Genomic DNA, 22460 nt, shown 5'->3' with positions numbered 1-22460 from the left:
CTGGCTTGCCTGCGATTGCATTCTGTCAGTCAGCGATTAGTTAGCAGGCCCATCGCTATCGCAGGCAAGCCAGCTCCCACATTGATCTCATTTCAATTACAAAAAATGCCTAGCGTTCATGTACATAGGTACCCGGCGCCGCTTCGGCGGCGGCATAGGTTTTATTGCCTAATGTCGTCGGGGCTTTTTTCAGTTTCCCTGCCCGTTCCGCCTGCCACACCTGCCAATGCAGCCACCACGAGTCAGTGTGCTTGGTCGCATTCTCCTGCCACTCCAGCGCACTGCCGGCCAGGCCCTCGCTGGTCTGGTAGCGCGCCTTGGGGTTGCCCGGCGGGTTGAGGATGCTCTGGATATGCCCACTGCTGGACAGCACAAACTCGACCTTGCCACCGAACAACTGCGCTGACTTGTAGCAGGACTGCCACGGCGTGATGTGGTCGTTGGTGCCGGCCAAGGAGTAGATATCGGCGGTGACCTGCTTGAGGTCGATAGGCGTGCCGCACACTTCCAGAGCGTTGGGGCGTACCAATGGGTTGTTCTTGAACAGTTCGATCAGGTCGCCATGGAACGCCGCCGGCAAGCGGGTGGTGTCGTTGTTCCAGAACAGGATGTCGAACACCGGCGGCTCGTTGCCCAGCAGGTAGTTGTTGACCCAATAGTTCCAGATCAGGTCGTTGGGGCGCATCCAGGCAAAGACCTTGGCCATGTCGCGGCCTTCCAGTACGCCGGCCTGGTAAGAGTGGCGCTTGGCCGCTTCCAGGGTCTGCTCATCCACAAACAGCGCCACCTGGGTGTCCAGAGTGGTATCCAGCACGCTCACCAGCAGGGTCAGGGCGTTGACCTTCTTCTGCCCCAGCGCCGCGTAGTGGCCCAACAGCGCCGTGCAGGTGATGCCGCCGGAGCAGGCGCCGAGCATATTCACGTCTTTGCTGCCGGTAATCGCCGTGACCACATCCACCGCTTCCTTCAGCGCCTCGATATAGGTGGACAGCCCCCATTCGCGCTGGGCCTTGGTGGGGTTGCGCCAACTGACGATAAAGGTCTGCTGGCCATTGCGCAGGCAGAAGCGCGCCAGGCTTTTATCCGGGCACAGGTCGAAGACGTAGAATTTGTTGATCTGCGGCGGCACCACCAGCAGCGGGCGTTCGTGTACCTGTTCGGTGATGGGCTTGTACTGGATCAGCTCCAGTACGTCATTGCGAAACACCACCGCGCCTTCGCTGGTGCCCAGGGTCTTGCCGACTTCAAAGGCGCCCATGTTGACCTGGCTGGGCATACCGCCGTTATGCACCATGTCTTTGGCCAGGTGTGACAGGCCGTCGAGCAGGCTTTTGCCGCCGGTTTCAAAGAAGCGTTTGACCGCTGCCGGGTTGGCCGCGCTGTTGGTGGGGGCCATGGCTTCGGTCATCAGGTTGATCACGAAATGGCCGCGGCTGATGTCTTGTGCCGACAGGTTGCTGTCGTCGATCCAGTCGTGAAGTTCTTTGCGCCACGCCAGGTAAGTCTGCAAATAACGTTTGTAGAGCGGGTTCTGGCTCCAGGCCGGGTCGTTGAAGCGACGGTCGTCGCCTTCGGGCACCAGGGGGGACTTGCCAAACATCACGTTCTTCAATTCAACGCCAAAGTGGGCGACGTGCTTGACGCTGTGCAACGGTTGCTTGATGGCTTGGGTCAGCACCATCTTGGCCGAGGCCAATAAATCCTTTTTGCGTAACGCGATGATCGGGTTCAACCCCAGGGTGTTTTCCGAGGCCTGGCGTTTCAAGTCATCGTTATTCTTGTTACTCATCTACGACGCTCCATTGTCCGAAAGACGAGTACCGGCGATTGCTGCGCACCCAATTTCGATACACGACACCAGCCTGGTACTGCGACTCGGGTGACCGTTGATACCGCATCGTCAAATGCAGGGAACTTGCCAGCTCCATTGGTTACCCGAGTTTATTTTTTTTCGCAAGCGGGCCAATCGTTGGCCACGCGACAGGGCATTCAAGCAGATGAAATTAGAAAATGCGCTCTAAACAGCAAGACCCTTGGGCTAGAGCATCAGCCGCACGACCGACTCACTCGGATCGCGGGTTTTTCCAGCGGCTTTGAGCTCAGCCAGGTAGTCGGCCCACAAAGCGTCCTGACGTACGGCCAACTGATAGAGGTAGTCCCAGGTGAACAGTCCGCTGTCATGACCATCGTCGAAGGTCAATTTCAGTGCGTACTGGCCGGCGGGTTCCAGCTTGATCAACCGGACGTTGAGCTTGCCGAATTGCAGGATGGGTTTGCCGTGGCCCTGGACCTCGGCGGAAGGCGAGTGCACCCGCAGGAATTCGGCGGGCAACTGATAGGTTTCATCCGGCCCGTAGGTCAGGCCGAGGGTGTTGGAGGTTTTGTGCAGGTTTACAGCAGTCGGAAACTTGGCCATTGGAGATAATCCTGAAGGAACCGGCTTCAACCTGTGGGAGCGGGCTTGCTCGCGAAGGCGGTGTGTCAGCCAGCACATCTGGTACTGATATACCGCCTTCGCGAGCAAGCCCGCTCCCACATTGAAGCAACGCGGTTGCGCGTTAAGGCTTACAGGATATAACGAGACAGATCTTCGTTCTGCGCCAATTCGCCCAGGTGGCTGTTGACGTAATCAGCATCGATTTTGATCGCTTCGCCATTCTGCGCACCGGCCATGTCGCCGGCGCTGAAAGACACTTCCTCCAGCAGGCGCTCAAGCAAGGTATGCAGGCGACGGGCACCGATGTTCTCGGTCTTCTCGTTGACCTGCCAGGCGATCTCCGCCAGGCGCTTGATGCCGTCTGCCTGGAATTCGATACCCAGCCCTTCGGTTTTCAGCAGCTCGCGGTACTGCTCGGTGAGCGAGGCATGCGGCTCGCTGAGGATGCGCTCGAAGTCGCCCGGCGTCAGCGCCTTGAGCTCCACCCGAATCGGCAAACGGCCTTGCAGCTCGGGCACCAGGTCGCTGGGCTTGCTCAGGTGGAAGGCACCGGAGGCGATAAACAGGATGTGGTCAGTCTTGACCATGCCCAGCTTGGTGTTGACCGTGCAGCCCTCGATCAGCGGCAGCAAATCGCGCTGCACGCCTTCACGGGACACATCCACGCCGCCGGAGTTGCCGCGCTTGGCCACTTTGTCGATCTCGTCGATAAACACGATGCCATGTTGCTCGACCGCTTCCAGGGCCTTGGCCTTGAGTTCTTCCTCATTGACCAGGCGCCCGGCTTCTTCGTCGCGCACCAGCTTGAGCGCTTCTTTGACCTTGAGCTTGCGGCTTTTCTTCTTGCCCTTGCCCATGTTGGCGAACAGGTTCTGCAACTGGCTGGTCATTTCTTCCATGCCAGGCGGGGCAGAGATATCCACGCCGGACACTTCAGCCACTTCGATCTCGATTTCCTTGTCATCCAGCTGGCCTTCGCGCAGGCGCTTGCGGAATAGCTGACGGGTGTTGGAATCCGACGAAGGTGCGGCGTCTTCGTTGAAACCCATGCGTGCCGGTGGCAACAGGGCGTCGAGGATGCGCTCTTCAGCGGCGTCTTCGGCGCGGTGGCTGACCTTGGTCACTTCCTGTTCGCGCAGCATCTTCAGGGCGGCGTCAGCCAGGTCACGAATGATCGACTCGACATCGCGGCCCACATAGCCGACTTCGGTGAACTTGGTCGCTTCGACCTTGATGAACGGGGCATTGGCCAGTTTGGCCAGGCGCCGGGCGATCTCGGTTTTACCGACGCCGGTGGGGCCGATCATCAGGATGTTCTTGGGCGTTACTTCAACGCGCAGTTCTTCCGGCAGTTGCATCCGGCGCCAGCGGTTACGCAGCGCAATGGCAACGGCGCGCTTGGCATCGTCCTGGCCGATGATATGGCGGTTGAGTTCATGGACGATTTCGCGGGGAGTCATGGACATAGTGTTTGGCGGCCTCAAGCCTGAATAAGCCCAGGGCTTATTCGGCGAGGTCCTGCTCCTCAATGGTCTGGTTGTGGTTGGTGAACACGCAGATATCGCCAGCGATACCCAAGGCGGTCTCGACGATTTCACGGGCCGACAGGTCGGTTTTCTTCAGCAGCGCGCTGGCCGCAGCCTGGGCGTAGCCGCCGCCGGAACCCATGGCGATCAGGCCATGCTCGGGTTCAACCACGTCGCCGTTGCCGGTGATGATCAGGGAAGCGTCTTTGTTCGCAACCGCGAGCATGGCCTCCAGGCGGCTGAGGGAGCGGTCGGTGCGCCATTCTTTGGCGAGTTCCACAGCGGCGCGCACCAAGTGGCCCTGGTGTTTCTCAAGCTGGCCTTCGAAACGCTCGAACAGGGTAAAGGCGTCGGCGGTAGCGCCTGCGAAGCCGGCAAGCACCTGGCCGTGGTACAGGCGGCGCACTTTCTTGGCGTTGCCTTTCATCACGGTGTTGCCCAGGGAAACCTGGCCGTCGCCGCCCATGACAACTTTGCCGTGGCGACGTACTGAAACGATGGTGGTCAAGGGGAGAGTCTCCACGCAGCGGGGCGAAAATGCCCTGATGGAAACTCATATGGGGGTGGCGAGGGGGATTTCAACCGTAGGAAGGCAGGGCGGACGAGTGGTGATCGTTCCCACGCTCCGCGTGGTAATGCCGCCTTGGGCGCTCTGCGCCTGCTCTGTGACGCAGAGCGTCAAGGGACACGTTCCCACGCGGAGCGTGGGAACGATCAGTGGGTATGCGTCAGCGGCTCTGGCGTTGTTGTAACAACAGGTTGCTAAACCCTGCGCCGGCCAATTGCTTTTGCGCCACGGTCAGCTGTTCACGGTTGCTGAACGGCCCCACCAATACGCGATACCAGGTCGCGTCCTTCACCGTGCCAGACTCAACCGATACCGACTGGCCCAACAGAATGATCTGCGCACGTACACGGTCCGCATCCGCCTGTTTCGGGAACGAACCCGCTTGCAGGAAGAACTTGGTCACCGGCGCGGCCTTGGTGGCTGCCACTGGCGGTGCTGGCGGCGGCGTGATGCCGGCCAGCGCGGCCTGGGCGCGGGCGGTATCGATTTTCGCCGCTTCTGCTGGGGTTACCGGCGTGGTTGGCACTTGTGGCGTCGGCAGGGTTTTTTCCGGCACGGCGTCAGGCGGCACGATCACTTCCGATTCCGGCAGCAGCGTGTAGAAGTCGTACTTGGGCTTTACCGGTGCAGTCGGGCTCGGCGCGGTCTTGTTGGCTTCGGCGATTTTCGTGGCTTTTTGCTGCTCCTGTTTGACGCGCTTGACGTCATCGCCCTGGCCGGGCTCCAGCTTCATCAGAAACACGATAAATGCGCCGACCGTAAGGCCGATGGCCATCCACAGCCAACCCGGAATCGGTTGCTTCGCCGGGGCCTGGTAGCGGCTGGCGCCGCGCTTGGGTGCAGGTTTTTTCTTGGCAGCCAACTTACATACGCTCCAGAGTTTCCAGGCCCAAGAGTTCCAGGCCTTGCTTGAGGGTGCGTCCAGCCAATGCGGCAAGGCGCAGGCGACTTTGTTTCTGGGCTTCGTCGTCGGCGGTCAGGATCGGGCAGTTCTCGTAGAAGCTGGAGAACAGGCCGGCCACTTCGTACAAATAGGTGCACAGGATGTGCGGCGTGCCTTTTTCGCCAACGCTGTTGAGCACTTCGCCAAATTGCGCGAGCTTGGCCGCCAGTTCCTGTTCATGGGCGGCGTCCAGCGCGATCTGGCCTTCGACTTCGCTGAAGTCCTTGCCCAGTTTGCGAAATACCCCGGCCACGCGGGTGTAGGCGTACAGCAGGTACGGTGCGGTGTTGCCTTCGAAGTTGAGCATCAGGTCGAAGTTGAAGCTGTAGTCGCTGGTGCGGTGCTTGGACAGGTCGGCGTATTTCACCGCGCCAATGCCCACCACGCGGGCGATGTTGCGCAGGTCGGCCTCGGCCAGCTCCGGGTTCTTTTCCTTCACCAGGTTGTAGGCACGTTCCTGGGCTTCGGTCAGCAGGTCGATCAGCTTCACGGTGCCGCCGTCACGGGTCTTGAACGGGCGGCCATCGGCGCCGTTCATGGTGCCAAAGCCCATGTGCTCCATGTGCATCGGGTGGGTGACGAAACCAGCGCGGCGCGCTACTTCGAACACCTGCTGGAAGTGCAGGGCCTGGCGCTGGTCGACGAAGTACAGCGCACGGTCAGCCTTGAGCACGCCACTGCGGTAACGCACGGCGGCCAGGTCAGTGGTGGCGTAGAGGTAGCCGCCATCGGCCTTGACGATGATCACCGGCAGCGGCTCGCCGTCGGCGGTCTTGAATTCTTCGAGGAACACGCACTGGGCGCCGTTGCTCTCGACCAGCAGGCCCTTGGCCTTGAGGTCGTTGACCACGTTGATCAGGTCGTCGTTATAGGCGCTTTCGCCCATCACGTCGGACATGGTCAGTTTCACATTGAGCAGCTCGTAGATTTCCTGGCAGTGAGACAGGGAAATTTCACGGAAGCGGTTCCACAGCGCCAGGCACTCTTCGTCGCCGGCCTGCAGTTTGACCACCAGGCCACGGGCGCGGTCGGCGAATTCTTCAGACTCGTCAAACCGCTTTTTGGCGGCCCGATAGAAGTTTTCCAGGTCGGCCAGCTCGTTGCTGGTGATCGGGTTTTCCTGCAGGTAGGCCATCAGCATGCCGAACTGGGTGCCCCAGTCGCCCACGTGGTTCTGGCGGATCACGGTGTCGCCGAGAAATTCCAGCACCCGTGCCACGCCGTCGCCAATGATGGTGGAGCGCAGATGGCCCACGTGCATTTCCTTGGCCAGGTTCGGCGCCGACAGGTCAATGACCACGCGCTGGCTGTCGCCGGCCTTGCGTGCACCGATGCGGGCATCGGCCAGGGCGGCATCCAGGCGTGACGCCAGGGCCTGGGTGTTCTGGAAGAAGTTGATAAAGCCTGGGCCGGCAATTTCGGCCTTGGTGACACTGGCGTCAGCCGGCAGGGCGGCGATGATTTTTTCGGCCAGGTCGCGCGGTTTCATGCCGGCCGGCTTGGACAGCATCATCGCGATGTTGCTGGCGAAGTCGCCGTGGGTCTTGTCGCGGGTGTTCTCCACCTGGATCGCCGGCGACAGGCCTTCAGGCAACACACCTTCGTTGACGAGTTGGGTGAGGGCTTGTTGGATCAGCTGGCGAATGGTGTCTTTCATGGTGTTCTCTTTCGACCGCAAGCGGCGGCGCGCGATGCGCAGGTGGAAAAACTGGGCATTATCCGTGGCGAGGGCGGGCTTGCCAACCGTTCCGGACCTGTGGAGCGTTTTGTAGGAGCGAGCGTGCTCGCGAAAATCGTGAACGATAACGCGGGCTTCCTGATTTAACGCGGTGTTCTTGAGTTTTTCGCGAGCAAGCTCGCTCCTACAGTGGTGGGTGGATCAATACAAATCTACCGGGTCTACATCCAACGACCATCGCACCTGCCGGCCGCTGGGCAGTTGCTCCAGCTCAAGCATCCAGCGACTTAATAGCCGATGCAGCGGCGCGCGGGAGGTTGCCTGCAAGAGTAGCTGAGCCCGATAACGTCCGGCGCGCCGCTCCATGGGCGCTGGCACCGGGCCGAGTAATTCGATGCCACTGAGGGCCAGTTCGCCCAGTAAACGTTCGGCGGCGCTGCACGCCTCATCAAGAAAGCCTTCGGCCTGCCCGGGTTTGTGGGCTTCGGCACGCAGCAGCGCCAGGTGTGCAAAAGGCGGCAGGCCGGCGGCGCGGCGTTCGCTCAAGGCTTGCTCGGCGAAGGCAAAGTAGCCTTGTTCCGTCAGTTGAATCAGCAGCGGGTGGTCGGCCAGGTGCGTCTGGATAATCACCCGGCCTGGCTCTTCGGCCCGCCCGGCGCGCCCCGCCACCTGCACGATCAGCTGCGCCATGCGTTCGCTGGCGCGAAAATCCCCGGAGAACAGCCCGCCATCGGCATCCAGGATCGACACCAGGGTCACCCGTGGGAAGTGATGCCCTTTGGCAAGCATTTGCGTACCCACCAGGATGCACGGTTGGCCCTTGTGGATGGTGGTGAACAGTTGATTCATGGCGTCTTTGCGCGACGTGCTGTCGCGGTCGACCCGCAGTACCGGGTAGTCCGGGAACAGAATGCCCAGGCGTTCTTCGGCGCGCTCGGTGCCGGCGCCCACGGGCCGCAGGTCCACCTTGCCGCACTGCGGGCAATGGCGCGGTACCCGTTCCACATGGCCGCAGTGATGGCAGCGCAACTCGCCGTGGCGCTGGTGCACGGTCATGCGCGCATCGCAGCGCTCGCACCCGGACATCCAGCCGCAGTCATGGCACAGCAGCGTGGGGGCAAAGCCGCGGCGGTTGAGAAACACCAATACCTGCTGGCCGGCGGCGAGGGTTTGGCCGATAGCCTGTTGCATCGGGCCGGAAATGCCGCTGTCCAGCGGGCGGCTTTTCACGTCCAGGCGCAGGAAGCGCGGTTGTTTGGCGCCACCGGCGCGCTCGTTCAAGCGCAGCAGCCCGTAACGGCCGGTGTAGGCGTTGTGCAGGCTTTCCAGGGAAGGTGTGGCCGAACCCAGCACAATCGGGATGTCTTCCTGGCGTGCGCGCACCAGCGCCAGGTCGCGGGCGTGGTAGCGCAAACCTTCCTGCTGTTTATAGGAGCCGTCGTGCTCCTCGTCGACGATGATCAGCCCGGGGTTTTTCATCGGCGTGAACAGCGCCGAGCGCGTGCCGATAATAATGTCGGCCTCGCCGTCTCGCGCTGCCAGCCACGACTCCAGGCGTTCACGGTCATTGACCGCCGAGTGCACCAGGGCGATGCGGGCATTGAAGCGTTGCTCGAACCGCGCCACGGTCTGCGGGCCCAGGTTGATCTCCGGGATCAATACCAGTGCCTGCTTGCCGGCCTGCAGGGTCTCGCGGATCAGTTGCAAATACACTTCGGTCTTGCCACTGCCAGTGACGCCGGCCAACAGGAACGCGTGAAAACTGTCGAAACCGGCGCGAATCGCCTCATACGCGGCGCGTTGCTCGGCGTTCAGCGGCAACTCCGGTTGGGCCAGCCAGTGTTCGTGGCGCGGGTCCGGGGCGTGCTTGCGGATTTCCACCTGCACCAGGCCCTTGGCCAGCAGCAGGTCGAGGCTGTCTTTGCTCAGCATCAGCTTGCTTAATAGCTGATGGGCCACGCCGTGGGGGTGCTGCGCCAAGGTGGCCAGAGCCTCACGTTGGCGCGGGGCGCGGGCGATGCGCGGGTCATCGAGGCGTGCGCCGGGCACCATCGACCAGAAACGCTCCTGGCGCGCTTCGGCCAGTTCGCCCTGGCGCAGCAGCACAGGCAGCGCCCAGCTCAAGGTATCGCCCAGGCTGTGTTGGTAATACTGCGCGGTCCACAGGCACAGCTTGAACAGTGCGGGCGGCAGAGGCGGCGTGGCGTCGAGCAAGGCAATCGCCGGCTTGAGCTTTTCGGCAGGCACTTCGCTGTGGTCGGCGATTTCCACCAGAATACCGATCATTTCCCGGCGCCCGAACGGCACGCGCACGCGCATGCCCGGCTGCAACTGTGCACGCGACACGCCGGGCGGGGCCCGGTAATCGAACAGGCGGCGCAGGGGCGAGGGCAGGGCTAGGCGCAAAATGGCGTCGGGCACGCGAGGAGTCTCATCTATATAGGCAAGCGGTGGCGCAGGGGCGAGAGCCTAGCAGACCGGGGGTGTCACGTCTCCAGTACTGGGTTCGGATCTTGTGGGAGCTGGCTTGCCGCAATCGCCTACCGTAGGAGCGAGCGTGCTCGCGAAAAACGTCAACGATAACGCGTGCTTCCTGAATCAACGCGGCGCCTGTGAGTTTCTCGCGAGCAAGCTCGCCCCTACAAAAAGCCCTTGACTGACTGGCATTGGGGCAAGCCCGGTTCCCACATTGATGGCGCAGTGCCAGGGTTTTCTGATGAAAGGTGTTTTTTGGCCATTGCCGTCGCTTGCGCGATTAAAAAGGTCTGGTAGAATCCGCGGCCTAATTACGTGCGGTATTCGACAATAGTGTCGAGTGGCGGCACGCTAGCCTGAGGAAGTGCCATGAAAGCCGATATCCATCCAGCGTACGAAACCATCGTAGTTACCTGCAGCTGCGGCAACAAGTTCGAAACTCGTTCGAACCTGTGCAAGCCACTGGGTACTGACGTATGCAACGAGTGCCACCCGTTCTACACCGGTAAGCAGAAAACTCTGGACACCGGCGGCCGCGTACAGCGCTTCGCAGATCGCTTTGGTGCTTTCGGCAAGAAGCCTGCTACTCCAGCAGAGTAAGGTTCAAGAGCCTTATGGGCTTTTACCCGCTGTTGAAAAAGGCGTCCCTTGTGGGCGCCTTTTTTGTGCCTGGGATTTGGCTGGCGACCGCTCAGGCCGACGCCTTCTGCCCCGCCCCGGCGGCCATCGCCAGGGTCGAGGTTCAGCGTGTGGTGGATGGCGACACGGTGCGGCTCAAGGATGGTCGCAGCGTACGCATGATCGGCCTCAATGCGCCGGAAACCGGCAAGAAGGGCCGCCCTGACGAGCCATTCGCCGTCGCCGCGCGCCAGCGCCTGCAGGCGTTGGTCAAGGCCAGTGATGGGCATCTCGGCCTGGTGCCGGGGCGTGAAGCCAAAGACCATTATGGGCGCACCCTGGCTCACCTCTACGGCGCCAATGGCGAGAACCTGGAGGCGCAACTGCTGGCCGAGGGCCTGGGGTACCAAGTGGGTGTGGCGCCGAATGTGGACCTGGTTGCCTGCCAGCAGGCCGCCGAAAACAGCGCCCGCCAGGCACGGCTCGGCCTGTGGCGCCAATCGCCAGTGCAAAGCGTGGCGAATCTCAAGCGCTCCGGGTTTGCGCTGGTGGCTGGTCGGGTCAGTAAGGTTGAGCGAAATCGTGGCGGAATCTGGATTGAACTGCAGGGTTCACTGGTATTACGCATTGCGCCCGAGCTGATCAGCCAATTCGATACGGCCACGCTCAATGGTCTGCAAGGCCGTACCCTGGAGGCGCGTGGCTGGGTGCAGGATCGTTCCCGCCGTGGCGGCCTGAAAAAAGGCCAAGCACGCTGGTTGTTGCCAATAACCGACCCCGGCATGCTGAAATCGACGCTTTGAATAAAAAATTGTAGACATTTTTTATTTCGATTGTGAACAGTTGAGCCCTTGTATCCCGTGGCTCTTGGCCAAAAGTCGTAGCCCAGGGCCCTTGACACCTGTGACTGCCCAGTCTTGTAGGGACTTTACGACACGCGTATCCTCGGCGGTCCGTCGACCAACAGTAAAAGCGGAATGCCGATATGTCTGATTTGAAAACTGCCGCTCTCGAATACCATGCCAATCCTCGTCCAGGAAAGCTGAGTGTAGAGCTCACCAAAGCCACTGCCACTGCCCGCGACCTGTCGCTGGCCTACAGCCCTGGTGTTGCCGAACCCGTACGTGAAATCGCCCGTGACCCAGAGCTGGCGTACAAGTACACCGGCAAAGGCAACCTGGTTGCAGTGATTTCCGATGGCACCGCGATTCTGGGCCTGGGTAACCTCGGCCCGTTGGCTTCCAAGCCAGTCATGGAAGGTAAGGGCGTGCTGTTCAAGCGCTTTGCCGGCATCGACGTGTTCGACATCGAAGTCGACTCCGAAAGCCCGCAGGCGTTCATCGACACCGTCAAGCGCATTTCCATCACCTTCGGTGGCATCAACCTGGAAGACATCAAGGCACCTGAGTGCTTCGAGATCGAAAAGGCCCTGATCGAGCAGTGCGACATTCCGGTATTCCACGATGACCAACACGGCACCGCGATCGTTACCGCAGCCGGCATGATCAACGCCCTGGAAATCGCTGGCAAAACCCTGAGCGAGGCGAAAATCGTCTGCCTGGGCGCCGGTGCCGCGGCCATTTCCTGCATGAAGCTGATCATCAGCATGGGCGCCAAGCTGGAAAACATCTACATGGTCGACAGCAAGGGCGTGATCCAGTCCGAGCGTACCGACCTGAACCAGTACAAGGCGATGTTTGCCCACCCGTCCTCCAAGCGCACCCTGGCTGACGCCCTCGACGGTGCCGACGTGTTCGTTGGCCTGTCCGGCCCGAACCTGCTGAGCGCTGAAGGCCTCAAATCCATGGCGCCGAACCCTATCGTGTTCGCCTGCTCCAACCCGGACCCGGAAATCGCGCCTGAGCTGGCCCACGCCACCCGCAGCGACGTGATCATGGCCACCGGCCGTTCGGACTACCCGAACCAGGTCAACAACGTATTGGGCTTCCCATTCATCTTCCGTGGTGCCCTGGACGTTCGCGCCAAGCGCATCAACGAAGAAATGAAAGTGGCTGCTGCCAACGCCCTGCGTGAACTGGCCAAGCTGCCGGTACCTCAGGACGTGTGCGACGCCTACGGTGGCGCCAAGCTGGAATTCGGTCGTGAGTACATCATTCCCAAACCAATGGACAAGCGCCTGATCACCCTGATCTCCGATGCCGTGGCCAAGGCCGCTATCGAGACCGGTGTGGCCACCCTGCCGTATCCGAAGAACTACCCGCTGCAAAGCGTGGATGATGTGTTCAACGGCTAAGCTGTTGTAGCGCACCAACAAAAAGCCCCGGCTGAGTGATCAGTCGGGGCTTTTTTGTGGCTGATCGTTCCCACGCTCTGCGTGGGAATGCCGCCCCGGACGCTCCGCGTCTGCGTCTGCGTTCAAACCCGTCAGAACAGGTCGATCGGCGCGCCTTCATCCGCCGGCAGCGGGCTGCCCGGCACTACGCCGTTGCCCAGTTCGTTGACCGACGGCGGCGTGTCTTCGCTCTTGAACAGCTCGAAGTACGCATTCGGCGTGCTCGGCGAAGCCGCACGGCCACTGATCGGATCGATGCGCAGGCTAAGGATGCCTTCCGGTTCCGGCTGGGTGTGCAGCGGCTTGTCCTTGAGCGCTGCGCCCATGTAGCTCATCCAGATCGGTAGGGCGACGGTGCCACCAAACTCGCGGCGGCCCAGGCTTTCAGGCTGGTCATAGCCGGTCCACACGGTGGTCACGTAGTCGCCGTTGTAGCCGGAGAACCAGGCGTCCTTGGATTCGTTGGTGGTACCGGTCTTGCCGGCGATATCCGCACGGCCCAGGGCCAGTGCGCGGCGGCCGGTGCCCTTCTTGATCACGTCTTGCAGGATGCTGTTGAGGATATAGGTGGTACGGCCATCCACGATGCGCTCGGCAACTGCTGGCGCTTGCGGCTCAGCGGGTGCGTCGGCGTTTGCGGCCGCTGGCGTGCCTGGCGTCGGCTCGATGGTGATACCGCCGTTGCTCGGTGCTGCGAGCCCGTCGGTGGCGGCCACGCCATTGACCACATCGCCAGGTACCCGTGGCGGGTTGGCGGTGAACAGGGTGTCGCCATTGCGGCTTTCGATCTTGTCGATCAGGTACGGCGCGATCTTGTAGCCGCCGTTGGCAAAGGTGCTCCAGCCGGTGGCGATTTCCATCGGCGTGAGGGTCGCGGTACCCAGGGCCAGGGACAGGTTCGGTGGCAGGTCGGACTTGGCAAAGCCAAAGCGCGTCATGTAGTCGATGGTCTTGCCTACGCCCATCGCCTGCAACAGGCGAATCGACACCAGGTTACGCGACTTGTACAGCGCCTCGCGGATACGGATCGGGCCAAGGAAAGTGTTGGTGTCGTTCTTCGGGCGCCAGACCTTGTCCAGGTATTCATCGACAAACACGATGGGCGCGTCGTTCACCAGGCTGGCAGCGGTGTAGCCGTTGTCCAGCGCGGCACTGTAGACGAATGGCTTGAAGCTGGAGCCCGGCTGGCGCTTGGCTTGGGTGGCGCGGTTGTAGTTGCTCTGCTCGAAGGCAAAACCGCCGACCAGCGCGCGAATTGCACCGTTCTGCGGGTCCAGGGACACCAGGGCGCCCTGGGCGAGCGGCACCTGGCTGAATTTGAGGCTGTCATCCTTCTGGCGTTGCACGCGGATCAAGTCACCCACCTGGGCCACGTCGGAGGGCTGCTTGGGCATCGGGCCCATGCTGTTGGTGTTCAGGAACGGACGCGCCCACTTCATGCTGTCCCAGGCTACATGGGCTTCGCCAGAGCGGGTCAGCACTTGGATACCGTCTTTGGATACCTGGGTAACGATGGCCGGGTCCAGGCCGCTGATCGAACGCTGTTTGCCCAACTCGGTGGTCCAGGCACTCAGGGTCTTGCCTGGCAGGCGCGACTCGGGGCCGCGGTAGCCGTGGCGCTGGTCGTAAGTGATCAGGCCTTCATGTACCGAATGGTTGGCGATTTCCTGCAAGTTGCTCGGCACCGTCGTGGTAACGCGGAAACCTTCGGTGTAGGCCTCGCTGCCATAACGGCCCACCATCTCGGCGCGGGCCATTTCGGCGATATAGGGTGCATTCACTTCCGGCGTCGGCACGTGATAGCTGGCGTTCAGCGGCTCGGCCACGGCGCTTTCATAAGCGGCCTGGTCGATCTTGCCCAGCTTGTACATGCGGCCCAGGATCCAGTCGCGGCGTTCTTTACTGCGCGCCGGGTTGGCCAGCGGGTTGAAGCGCGACGGCGCCTTGGGCAGGCCAGCAATCATGGCCATCTGCGCCAGGCTGGCGTCACGAATCGACTTGCCGTAGTAGACCTGGGACGCGGCCTCGATGCCGTAAGCGCGGTTGCCCAAGTAGATCTTGTTGACGTACAGCTCGAGGATTTCATCCTTGGTCAACTGGCGTTCGATCTGCAGCGCCAGCAGGATTTCGGTGGCCTTGCGGGAAAAGCTGCGCTCGCTGGTAAGGAAGAAGTTCTTCGCCACCTGCATGGTGATGGTGCTGCCGCCGGATTGAATGTGTCCGCTTTTTACCAATTGCGTGGCTGCACGCACCAGGCTGCTGGGGTCTACGCCGTAGTGGTTGGCGAAATTATCGTCTTCGGCAGACAGCAAAGCGCTGATGAAATTGGGCGGAATGTCGGCAAAACGGATCGGTGTGCGGCGCATTTCGCCGAACTCCGCGATCAGTTTTTCATCGCTGCTGTAGACCCGCAAAGGAATCTGCAACTGGATACTTCTGAGGGCCTCTACGGAGGGCAAACCCGGACTAAGGTAGAGGTAGGCCCCGCTGAATACGAGCAGCAGCCCGCAGACGATGGCGACAATGGAGTACCCGAAAAACTTCAGCAGACGAATCAAGGCTTTTGGATTTCCAGAGAAAAGAAAGAGTTACGCGTCGGGGCATGCATGGCAAACGATGGATCGACCCGGGCAGCAGATAAAAAGCGGGAAAAAACGCTGGGCATTAAAGCATTTTTCGGCTTGGGGCGTCATTCGCGAGCCTTGAACAAGCCGACCGAATGCAAGGTGCCTGGCAGCAATCAGGCGAGATGACAGCCGGTATGACAGGGAAAGTTTTGGGGAGTTTTATGGGAAAGGGATTTTTCAGGCGAAAAGTCGACACGGTGTTGGGGGGCGATATCAATGACAGCGGTATCAAGCTGATCGAACTGGGCCGTTCATCCGGCGGTTTCAGCGTCCAGGGCTACGTCACCCAAGTGCTGCCGCCCCACGCGGTGGTCGATGGCACCCTGCTGGACCTTGAAACCGTGGGGCGGGTGCTGCAACAGGCGCTGTCGCGCTTGGATACTTCGGCCCGGTACGCCGCTGTGGCGGTGGCGGGCCCGTCGGTGATTACCCGGCTGATTGACATGGACGCCGGCCTGAGCGACGAGGAAATGGCCTGGAAGATCCAGATGGAAGCCGACCAGTTCATCCCTTATCCATTGGATGAAGTGGCCATCGACTTTCAGGTTCAAGGGCCATCGGTTCAAGGCCCGCAGTGGGTAGAGGTGATGCTGGCGGCGTGCCTGCGCGAGCAGGTCGAAGCGCGCGAGGCGGTTTTGGCCATGGCGGGGCTGGTGCCGCGAGTGGTCGATGTAGAAGGGTTTGCATTGCAGCGCGCTTGCCTTCAGGATTTTGCCAGCTTCACGCCGGGTCATAGAGTCGATGGTGCACAATGGGCCTTGGATGCCCAAGGGATGGGAGTAGCTTGCGGGCTGGCCCTGAGGAGTTTCGCTGGATGACACGAATCAATCTTTTGCCTTGGCGCCAGGCGCTGGCGGAGCGCAGGCGCAAATACCTGTTGGTGCTATTGCTGGCGTTTGCCTGCGTGGCGCTCGCGGCATTGTGGTTGGCTGATCAAGTGATCGACCAGGCGATAGACCGGCAGGTCAGCCGCAACAGCCGCCTGGAAGAGCACATCGCCACCCAGGACTCGCGCATCAAGACCATCGACGATCTTCAGGAGCGAAGCCAGCAACTGGCCGAACGCATGAAGGTGGTTCAGGACCTGCACGATGCCCGCTCTTCAGGGGCCCGATTGTTCGAGCAATTGGCTCGTGCGGTGCCCGAAGGTGTTCATCTGCATGAGGTGGTTGCGAACGGCGACACCATCAGCATCCGCGGCACAGCTGAAAGCAACCAGGATATCGCCCGTTTGATGCAGCAGCTCAAGCCAGCCCAGGGCTCCAGTTCGACCCGTCTGCAGCGCGTGCAGGCCGAAGGTGCGCGCGGCGAAAGTGAATTCCAATTGATGGTTCGCCAGGGGGAATCCAGCGAGGCGCAACCATGAGCCTGCCCAGGCTCGATTTTTCCACGCTCTCTGACAACGCTGCTAAATGGTCCCTGCCGGGCAAGGTGCTGCTTGGCTGTGCGCTGGCCGGCCTGGTGCTGGCGATAGGCGAGGTTTCGCATGGCGGGCCGCAGCGGGAGCGATTGCACGGGCTTGAGGCGCGGGAGCAGGCGCTGCAGCAGCAACTCACAGAAAAGACCGGCTTGGCCGCCAGCCTTGAGCTGCGCACCCAGCAGGTGCGGAGTATGGAAGACAACGTTGCCAGCCTTCTCGGGCAATTGCCCGGCGAGTCCGAGGTGCCTGCCGTGCTGGAAGACCTGGCCCGGCTGGCGGCTGCCCATGGGGTGTGGGTTGAAGGCATCAATGTGCTGGATGAAATGCCTCGCCAGCTCTATGTCGAACAACCCATGCAGATAAGCGCCTCCGGGGCTTACCACGACCTGGCGACGTTTGTCAGTGCCTTGGGTGGGTTGCCTCGGGTAGTCACCGTGCAGGACGTTACGCTTGGGCATCAGGGCGCCTTGCTGCGTCTGGACATGCTCGCCAAGACCTATCGCAGCGCCCAGCAAAACGGCAAGGCCCGTCAGGTACTCGATCTCGGGCCGCCATTTGTCTACGCCCCGTCGTCCCTGCGCGACCCGTTCAAGCCGCCTGCCTTGCAAGCAGTCCATGTGCCCGGCCGGCCCGCTCTTGCACCGGATTTCACCCGGCCACGTGGGCTGTTGGAGGGTATGCGGCTGGAGCAGTTCGAAATGGTCGGCACGCTGTCCAGGGGTGTGCAGGCTTTCGCCTTGCTGCGCGCTGGAGCCAGGGTGTATCGACTGGCGGTGGGTGATTATCTGGGGCCGGATCATGGCCAGGTCACGGCCATTCAAGACGCGGCTGTCGAGCTGGTGGAGCTGTTTCCCGATGGACAGGGCGCTTGGTTGCAACGCCCGCGAACCCTTGTGCTGAACGTCAACTCATAACGGAATCAAACAATGAAAAGGACCTTCTCGTCCTTCGGTGTGGCGCTATGGATAGCGTTCACGGCACCGATGGCTACTGCTGTGCCCAATCGCCTGGAGCTGATCCAGCTGCCGCCGCCCGACAGTGCCTCGTCGGTCAGCTATACAGGCGCCAAACTGACTCTGAACTTCCAGGACATCGCCCTGCGCGCGGTATTGCAGCAAATCGCCGATGTCGCCGGGCTCAACCTGGTGACCAGCGATGAGGTGCAGGGCTCGATCACCTTGCGGCTCAAGGATGTGCCCTGGGACCAGGCGCTGGACCTGGTGCTGCAAACCAAGGGCTTGGACAAGCGGGTCAAGGCGGGCGTGTTGCTGGTGGCGCCCGCCGATGAGTTGGCTGCTCGCGAGCTGTTGATACTGGAGTCGCGCAAGCAGATGGCTGAGCTCGCGCCCTTGCGTCGGGAGCTGCTGCAGGTCAATTACGCCAAGGCTGCCGACCTGGCCAAGTTGTTTCAGTCGGTCACCGGCTTTGAGGGCGCCACCGATGAGCGCGGTTCGGTGGCGGTGGATGACCGCACCAACAACATCATTGCCTACCAGACTGGCGAGCGGCTCGAAGAACTGCGGCGCATCGTGGCGCAACTGGATATCCCCGTACGCCAGGTCATGATCGAGGCGCGGATTGTGGAGGCCAATGTCGACTACGACAAAAGCCTGGGTGTGCGCTGGGGCGGGCGGCTCACCCGTGGCAGTGGCGGCGTTGGCGGTATTGCCAAGCCGCAGGCAGACGGCGCCGAGCCGCCGCAAAACCCGCCCAGTTCACCCTTTGTCGACTTGGGGTCGCTGGCCGGAACCTCCGGCCTGGGGATCGCCTACATCACCGACAACCTGTTGTTGGACCTTGAGCTGACCGCCATGGAAAAAACCGGCAACGGTGAAATCGTCTCGCAACCCAAAGTCGTCACCTCCGACAAAGAGACGGCGCGCATCCTCAAAGGCACCGAAATTCCTTATCAGGAATCCACCTCCCAGGGCGCCACCTCGGTGTCGTTCAAGGAGGCTTCGCTGTCGCTGGAGGTCACGCCGCAAATCACCCCCGACGACCATGTGATCATGGCGGTCAAGGTCACCAAGGATGAGCCCGATTACCTGAACCGGCTCAATGATGTGCCGCCGATCAAGAAAAACGAGGTCAACGCCAAGGTTCTGGTCAGGGATGGCGAGACCATCGTCATTGGCGGGGTTTTCTCCAATACCCAAAGCAAAGTGGTAGATAAAGTGCCATTTTTGGGCGATGTGCCGTATCTTGGCCGCCTTTTCCGGCGCGATGTGCTGGCGGAGAAAAAATCCGAGCTGCTGGTATTCCTGACTCCGCGTATCATGAATAACCAGGCGATTGCTGTGAGTCGTTGATTCTGTGCGAAATTTGATTCTTGTAGGGCCGATGGGGGCTGGAAAAAGCACCATCGGCCGTTTGCTGGCCAAAGAGCTGCGCCTGCCGTTCAAAGATTCCGACAAGGAAATTGAATTGCGCACGGGTGCCAATATCCCATGGATCTTCGATAAAGAAGGCGAACTGGGCTTTCGTGACCGCGAGCAGGCGATGATTGCCGAGCTGTGCGGCTGCGATGGCGTGGTATTGGCGACCGGCGGTGGCGCCGTCATGCGCGATGAAAACCGTCGGGCGCTGCATGCGGGTGGTCGCGTGGTGTATTTGCACGCATCGGTCGAACAGCAGGTGGGCCGTACCGCCCGTGATCGCAATCGCCCGTTGCTGCGCACTGCCGACCCGGCCAAAACTCTTCGTGACCTGCTGGCGCTGCGCGATCCGCTGTATCGGGAAATCGCCGATCTGGTGGTAGAAACCGATGAGCGGCCACCTCGGATGGTCGTACTCGACATCCTTGAGCGCCTGCAACGGTTGCCACCCCGTTAAAGCCTGGCCCGAAATGCGCTATTCTCGGCGGCGCGCCATCACCTTGTAAGGTATGGCGTAGAGCCACCAGGCGGTGTCGAGGTATCGACAGTGCCGGTCGTCACTCCATCTTCAACGCGGGGACACATGCAGACACTTAAGGTCGATCTAGGCGAGCGCAGCTACCCGATCCACATTGGCGCAGGTCTGTTGGACCAGCCCGAACTGCTAGCGCCGCATATTGCCGGCCGGCAGGTGGCGATCATCTCCAACGAAACGGTCGCGCCGCTGTATCTTGAGCGTTTGAGCCGCAGCCTGGCGGCATACTCGGTGATCTCCGTGGTGTTGCCTGACGGCGAAGCCCACAAAAACTGGGAAACCCTGCAACTGATCTTTGATGGCCTGCTGACCGCGCGCCATGACCGTCGAACCACCGTGGTCGCTCTGGGCGGCGGTGTGATTGGCGATATGGCCGGTTTTGCTGCGGCCTGCTACCAGCGCGGCGTGGACTTTATCCAGGTGCCGACCACCTTGCTGTCCCAGGTCGACTCGTCGGTAGGCGGCAAGACCGGTATCAACCACCCGCTGGGCAAGAATATGGTCGGCGCGTTCTACCAGCCCCAAGCTGTGTTGATCGACACGGCCACCCTCAACACCTTGCCGCCGCGGGAGTTGTCGGCGGGCCTGGCGGAAGTCATCAAGTACGGGCTGATCTGCGATGAGCCGTTCCTGACCTGGCTGGAAGAGCACATGGACGCCTTGCGCGGCCTCGATCAGGTAGCGCTCACCGAAGCGATTTCCCGCTCCTGCACGGCCAAGGCGCTGGTGGTCAACGCCGACGAGCGTGAGTCTGGCGTGCGGGCCACGCTGAACCTGGGCCACACCTTCGGCCATGCGATCGAAACGCACATGGGCTATGGTGTGTGGTTGCATGGGGAAGCCGTAGCGGCTGGCACCGTGATGGCATTGGAGATGTCGCAGCGCCTGGGCTGGATCAGCGCCCAAGAGCGTGATCGCGGTATCCGCCTGTTCCAACGTGCCGGTTTGCCGGTTGTTCCGCCTGCGGAGATGACCGAGGCGGATTTCCTTGAACATATGGCGATAGACAAGAAAGTGATCGACGGTCGACTTCGACTGGTACTGCTGCGCCACATGGGCGAAGCCGTGGTGACCGACGATTATCCAAAAGAGATTCTACAGGCCACGCTGGGAGCGGATTACCGCGCCCTGGCCCAGCTCAAAGGTTAATAAGACCCGATGACTAGTTTGCATGCCGACGAGGCGTTCCTCGGCCATTACCACTTGAGCCACGACCCCTTTGCTCCACGGGTGCCGGGTTTCAAATTCTTCCCCGCCCAGCGCAAGCCGGTGCTTGGGCAGTTGCATCACCTCGCGCGCTACAGCCAGTTGCTGCTGGTGGTTACCGGCCCTCTGGGCAGCGGCAAGACCTTGCTGCGCCAGGCGCTGGTGGCCAGCACCAACAAACAGTCGGTGCAGAGCGTGGTGGTATCGGCCCGCGGTGCCGGTGATGCGGCTGGCGTACTGCGCCAGGTAGCACAGGCGTTGGACGTCTCCAATGCCGAGCCGAACGCGATTCTCAAGCAGGTGGTGCAGCTGGGCCTGACCGGCCAGGAAGTCTACCTGCTGGTAGATGACGCCGAGCAGCTCGACGAATCCGCCCTGGAAGCGCTGCTGGCGCTGGCGGCGGGCACGCCGGAAGGTCGCCCGCATGTGTTCCTGTTCGGTGAGTCTTCGCTGATCGCCGATCTGGAGCAGATCAGCGGTGAGCAGGAGCTGTTTCACGTCATCGAGTTGCAGCCGTACGAAGAGGAAGAAACCCGCGAATACCTGGCACAACGCCTTGAAGGCGCCGGGGCGGGTATCGAACTTTTCACCGCTGCGCAGATCTCTGATATTCACGAAAGCTCCGATGGCTGGCCTGGAAACATCAACCAGGTTGCCCGCGATGCCATGATCGAAGCCATGATTGCCAGCCGCTCTGCGGTCAAGCGTCCAAAGATGGGGTTCACTATGCCTAAGAAGCACGTATTGGCTATTTCCGCCGTTGTCGTGGTCGCTGTTGCCGCCGCCTGGTTGATCCCGGGCCGCAACAAAGCACCGACAACCACCGGCGCGCCAACCGAACAGGCGCAGTTGCCACTGGGCAAACCCACGCCAAACGTCGAATTTGCCAACTCCGGCCAACCGACCAACCTGCCGATGGTCGGCCAACCTGTGATGCGTGGCCCTCTGGCCGAAGAAGCCGGTGGCATCTCCGAAGGCGACGACGGTGTGCCGGTGGAAGGCTCCAGCGCTACGCCGCCAACCGTGACCACCACCGCGCCACCTGCAGGCGTACCGGCCGGTGTGCCAGCGACGCCGGTTGCTCCGGTCGCCAAGCCTGCTCCGACGCCGGCGCCGACCGTTGCTACCGCCAAGCCTGCTCCGGTGACCAAGCCTGTTGCACCGGCGCCGGCCGCCAAACCAGCGCCAGCCGCCAAGCCTGCGGAAAAACCAGCCGCCACCGTTGCCAAGGCCGGCGCTGCTGGCAGCAGCTGGTACAGCAGCCAGCCTACCGGCAATTTTGTGGTGCAGATTCTCGGCACCAGCTCCGAAGCCAACGCCCAGGCGTTCGTCAAGGAGCAGGGCGGCCAGTACCGTTATTTCAAGAAAGTGCTCAACGGCAAGCCTCTCTACGTGATCACCTACGGCAGCTTCCCAAGCCGCGCCGCAGCCGATTCTGCCATCAAAGCCTTGCCAGCGAAGGTTCAGGCTGGTAAACCTTGGCCTCGCACTGTTGCCAGCGTTCAACAAGAACTGGCAGCAACTCGCTGAAGATCCGGCGGCCTTACCCAGGCCGCCCTCCCGGCACCTCAAAAAAATCCGCAAGTGCGTGCAGTCTCCCGAGACCGCGCGCTTTGTGGTGTCTGCGTCACAGTGGCTTTTGAGTCGTAGCGGTCAAAATTAAAAAAGTTTTGACTAGCACAGCATATCGCTTTAAACCTTTCATAAATGCGACATAGATTTGCGACATTTCGTCGCTAAATTTGTGAGCGTCTGTGTC

18 protein-coding genes and 1 pseudogene are annotated in these 22460 nt (G+C 61.3%); 11 read left to right on the top strand and 8 right to left on the bottom strand.

Features of this window, described 5'->3' with window-relative positions; all coding sequences use genetic code 11:
- Positions 1–109: 109 nt before the first annotated feature.
- From phaC to argS, 6 genes are all read right to left on the bottom strand, one after another.
- Entirely contained in the window at positions 110–1789 is a 1680-nt protein-coding gene (gene phaC, locus CRN80_RS06405; RefSeq protein ID WP_098949782.1) for a class II poly(R)-hydroxyalkanoic acid synthase, read from the bottom strand.
- A gap of 249 nt (positions 1790–2038) precedes the next feature.
- The gene (locus CRN80_RS06400) at positions 2039–2416 is read right to left on the bottom strand and encodes a gamma-butyrobetaine hydroxylase-like domain-containing protein (RefSeq protein WP_032893968.1); all 378 of its coding nucleotides are present in this window, start codon (positions 2414–2416) and stop codon (positions 2039–2041) included.
- A gap of 149 nt (positions 2417–2565) precedes the next feature.
- Complete coding sequence (hslU, locus tag CRN80_RS06395) at positions 2566–3903, bottom strand: ATP-dependent protease ATPase subunit HslU (protein ID WP_003171208.1); 1338 nt, start codon at positions 3901–3903, stop codon at positions 2566–2568.
- A gap of 37 nt (positions 3904–3940) precedes the next feature.
- Positions 3941–4471 carry an ATP-dependent protease subunit HslV gene (hslV, locus tag CRN80_RS06390; RefSeq protein ID WP_003171209.1) on the bottom strand — a complete coding sequence of 177 codons (531 nt, stop codon included), beginning with the start codon at positions 4469–4471 and terminating at the stop codon, positions 3941–3943.
- A 220-nt stretch (positions 4472–4691) separates the two neighbouring features.
- A complete protein-coding gene (locus CRN80_RS06385; protein WP_003187899.1) occupies positions 4692–5393 on the bottom strand; it encodes an SPOR domain-containing protein in 702 nt (233 codons plus the stop codon).
- A 1-nt stretch (position 5394) separates the two neighbouring features.
- Positions 5395–7131: an arginine--tRNA ligase gene (gene argS, locus CRN80_RS06380; RefSeq protein WP_032893963.1), complete on the bottom strand. Its 1737-nt coding sequence runs from the start codon at positions 7129–7131 to the stop codon at positions 5395–5397.
- Here argS and CRN80_RS30470 point away from each other — a divergent pair.
- Positions 7099–7299 (top strand): hypothetical protein, encoded by a 201-nt coding sequence (locus CRN80_RS30470; RefSeq protein ID WP_138183499.1) that lies wholly within the window; start codon positions 7099–7101, stop codon positions 7297–7299. The genes argS and CRN80_RS30470 overlap by 33 nt on opposite strands.
- 54 nt (positions 7300–7353) lie before the next feature.
- On the opposite strand, the gene CRN80_RS06375 is transcribed toward CRN80_RS30470, so the two are convergent.
- Entirely contained in the window at positions 7354–9573 is a 2220-nt protein-coding gene (locus CRN80_RS06375; protein WP_098949781.1) for a primosomal protein N', read from the bottom strand.
- A gap of 423 nt (positions 9574–9996) precedes the next feature.
- Between CRN80_RS06375 and rpmE the strand changes: the two genes are divergently transcribed.
- From rpmE to CRN80_RS06360, 3 genes are all read left to right on the top strand, one after another.
- Positions 9997–10227, top strand: coding sequence for a 50S ribosomal protein L31 (rpmE, locus tag CRN80_RS06370; RefSeq protein ID WP_003187904.1), 231 nt, complete (start codon positions 9997–9999; stop codon positions 10225–10227).
- 14 nt (positions 10228–10241) lie between these two features.
- Positions 10242–11048 carry a thermonuclease family protein gene (locus CRN80_RS06365; RefSeq protein ID WP_098949780.1) on the top strand — a complete coding sequence of 269 codons (807 nt, stop codon included), beginning with the start codon at positions 10242–10244 and terminating at the stop codon, positions 11046–11048.
- 182 nt (positions 11049–11230) lie between these two features.
- On the top strand, positions 11231–12499 hold the full coding sequence (locus tag CRN80_RS06360; RefSeq protein ID WP_098949779.1) for a malic enzyme-like NAD(P)-binding protein: 1269 nt from the start codon (positions 11231–11233) through the stop codon (positions 12497–12499).
- Between the two features lie 131 nt (positions 12500–12630).
- On the opposite strand, the gene CRN80_RS06355 is transcribed toward CRN80_RS06360, so the two are convergent.
- Complete coding sequence (locus CRN80_RS06355; RefSeq protein ID WP_371861810.1) at positions 12631–15093, bottom strand: penicillin-binding protein 1A; 2463 nt, start codon at positions 15091–15093, stop codon at positions 12631–12633.
- A gap of 233 nt (positions 15094–15326) precedes the next feature.
- Between CRN80_RS06355 and pilM the strand changes: the two genes are divergently transcribed.
- From pilM to CRN80_RS06320, 7 genes and pseudogenes are all read left to right on the top strand, one after another.
- Complete coding sequence (gene pilM, locus CRN80_RS06350) at positions 15327–15983, top strand: type IV pilus biogenesis protein PilM (protein WP_098949777.1); 657 nt, start codon at positions 15327–15329, stop codon at positions 15981–15983.
- Positions 15980–16531, top strand: coding sequence for a PilN domain-containing protein (locus CRN80_RS06345; RefSeq protein ID WP_056782692.1), 552 nt, complete (start codon positions 15980–15982; stop codon positions 16529–16531). Before pilM ends, CRN80_RS06345 begins: the two co-directional genes overlap by 4 nt.
- Positions 16528–17499, top strand: coding sequence for a pilus assembly protein PilP (locus CRN80_RS06340; RefSeq protein WP_098949776.1), 972 nt, complete (start codon positions 16528–16530; stop codon positions 17497–17499). The genes CRN80_RS06345 and CRN80_RS06340 overlap by 4 nt, the downstream gene beginning before the upstream one ends.
- 141 nt (positions 17500–17640) lie before the next feature.
- Positions 17641–18894: pseudogene (locus CRN80_RS06335) on the top strand (type IV pilus secretin PilQ); the annotation flags it as partial.
- Positions 18895–18898: 4 nt separating this feature from the next.
- Entirely contained in the window at positions 18899–19417 is a 519-nt protein-coding gene (gene aroK / locus CRN80_RS06330) for a shikimate kinase AroK (protein ID WP_003187914.1), read from the top strand.
- A gap of 126 nt (positions 19418–19543) precedes the next feature.
- Positions 19544–20644 carry a 3-dehydroquinate synthase gene (gene aroB / locus CRN80_RS06325; protein ID WP_098949774.1) on the top strand — a complete coding sequence of 367 codons (1101 nt, stop codon included), beginning with the start codon at positions 19544–19546 and terminating at the stop codon, positions 20642–20644.
- Positions 20645–20653: 9 nt separating this feature from the next.
- Positions 20654–22231, top strand: coding sequence for an SPOR domain-containing protein (locus tag CRN80_RS06320; RefSeq protein ID WP_057709582.1), 1578 nt, complete (start codon positions 20654–20656; stop codon positions 22229–22231).
- Positions 22232–22460 lie beyond the last annotated feature (229 nt).

Origin of the sequence: Pseudomonas sp. FDAARGOS_380 (genome assembly GCF_002591235.1) — a bacterium.
Taxonomy (GTDB): Bacteria; Pseudomonadota; Gammaproteobacteria; order Pseudomonadales; family Pseudomonadaceae; genus Aquipseudomonas; species Aquipseudomonas salmasensis.
Note: the sequence above shows the minus strand (reverse complement) of the source record. Positions and strands in the feature narration are given on the sequence as shown.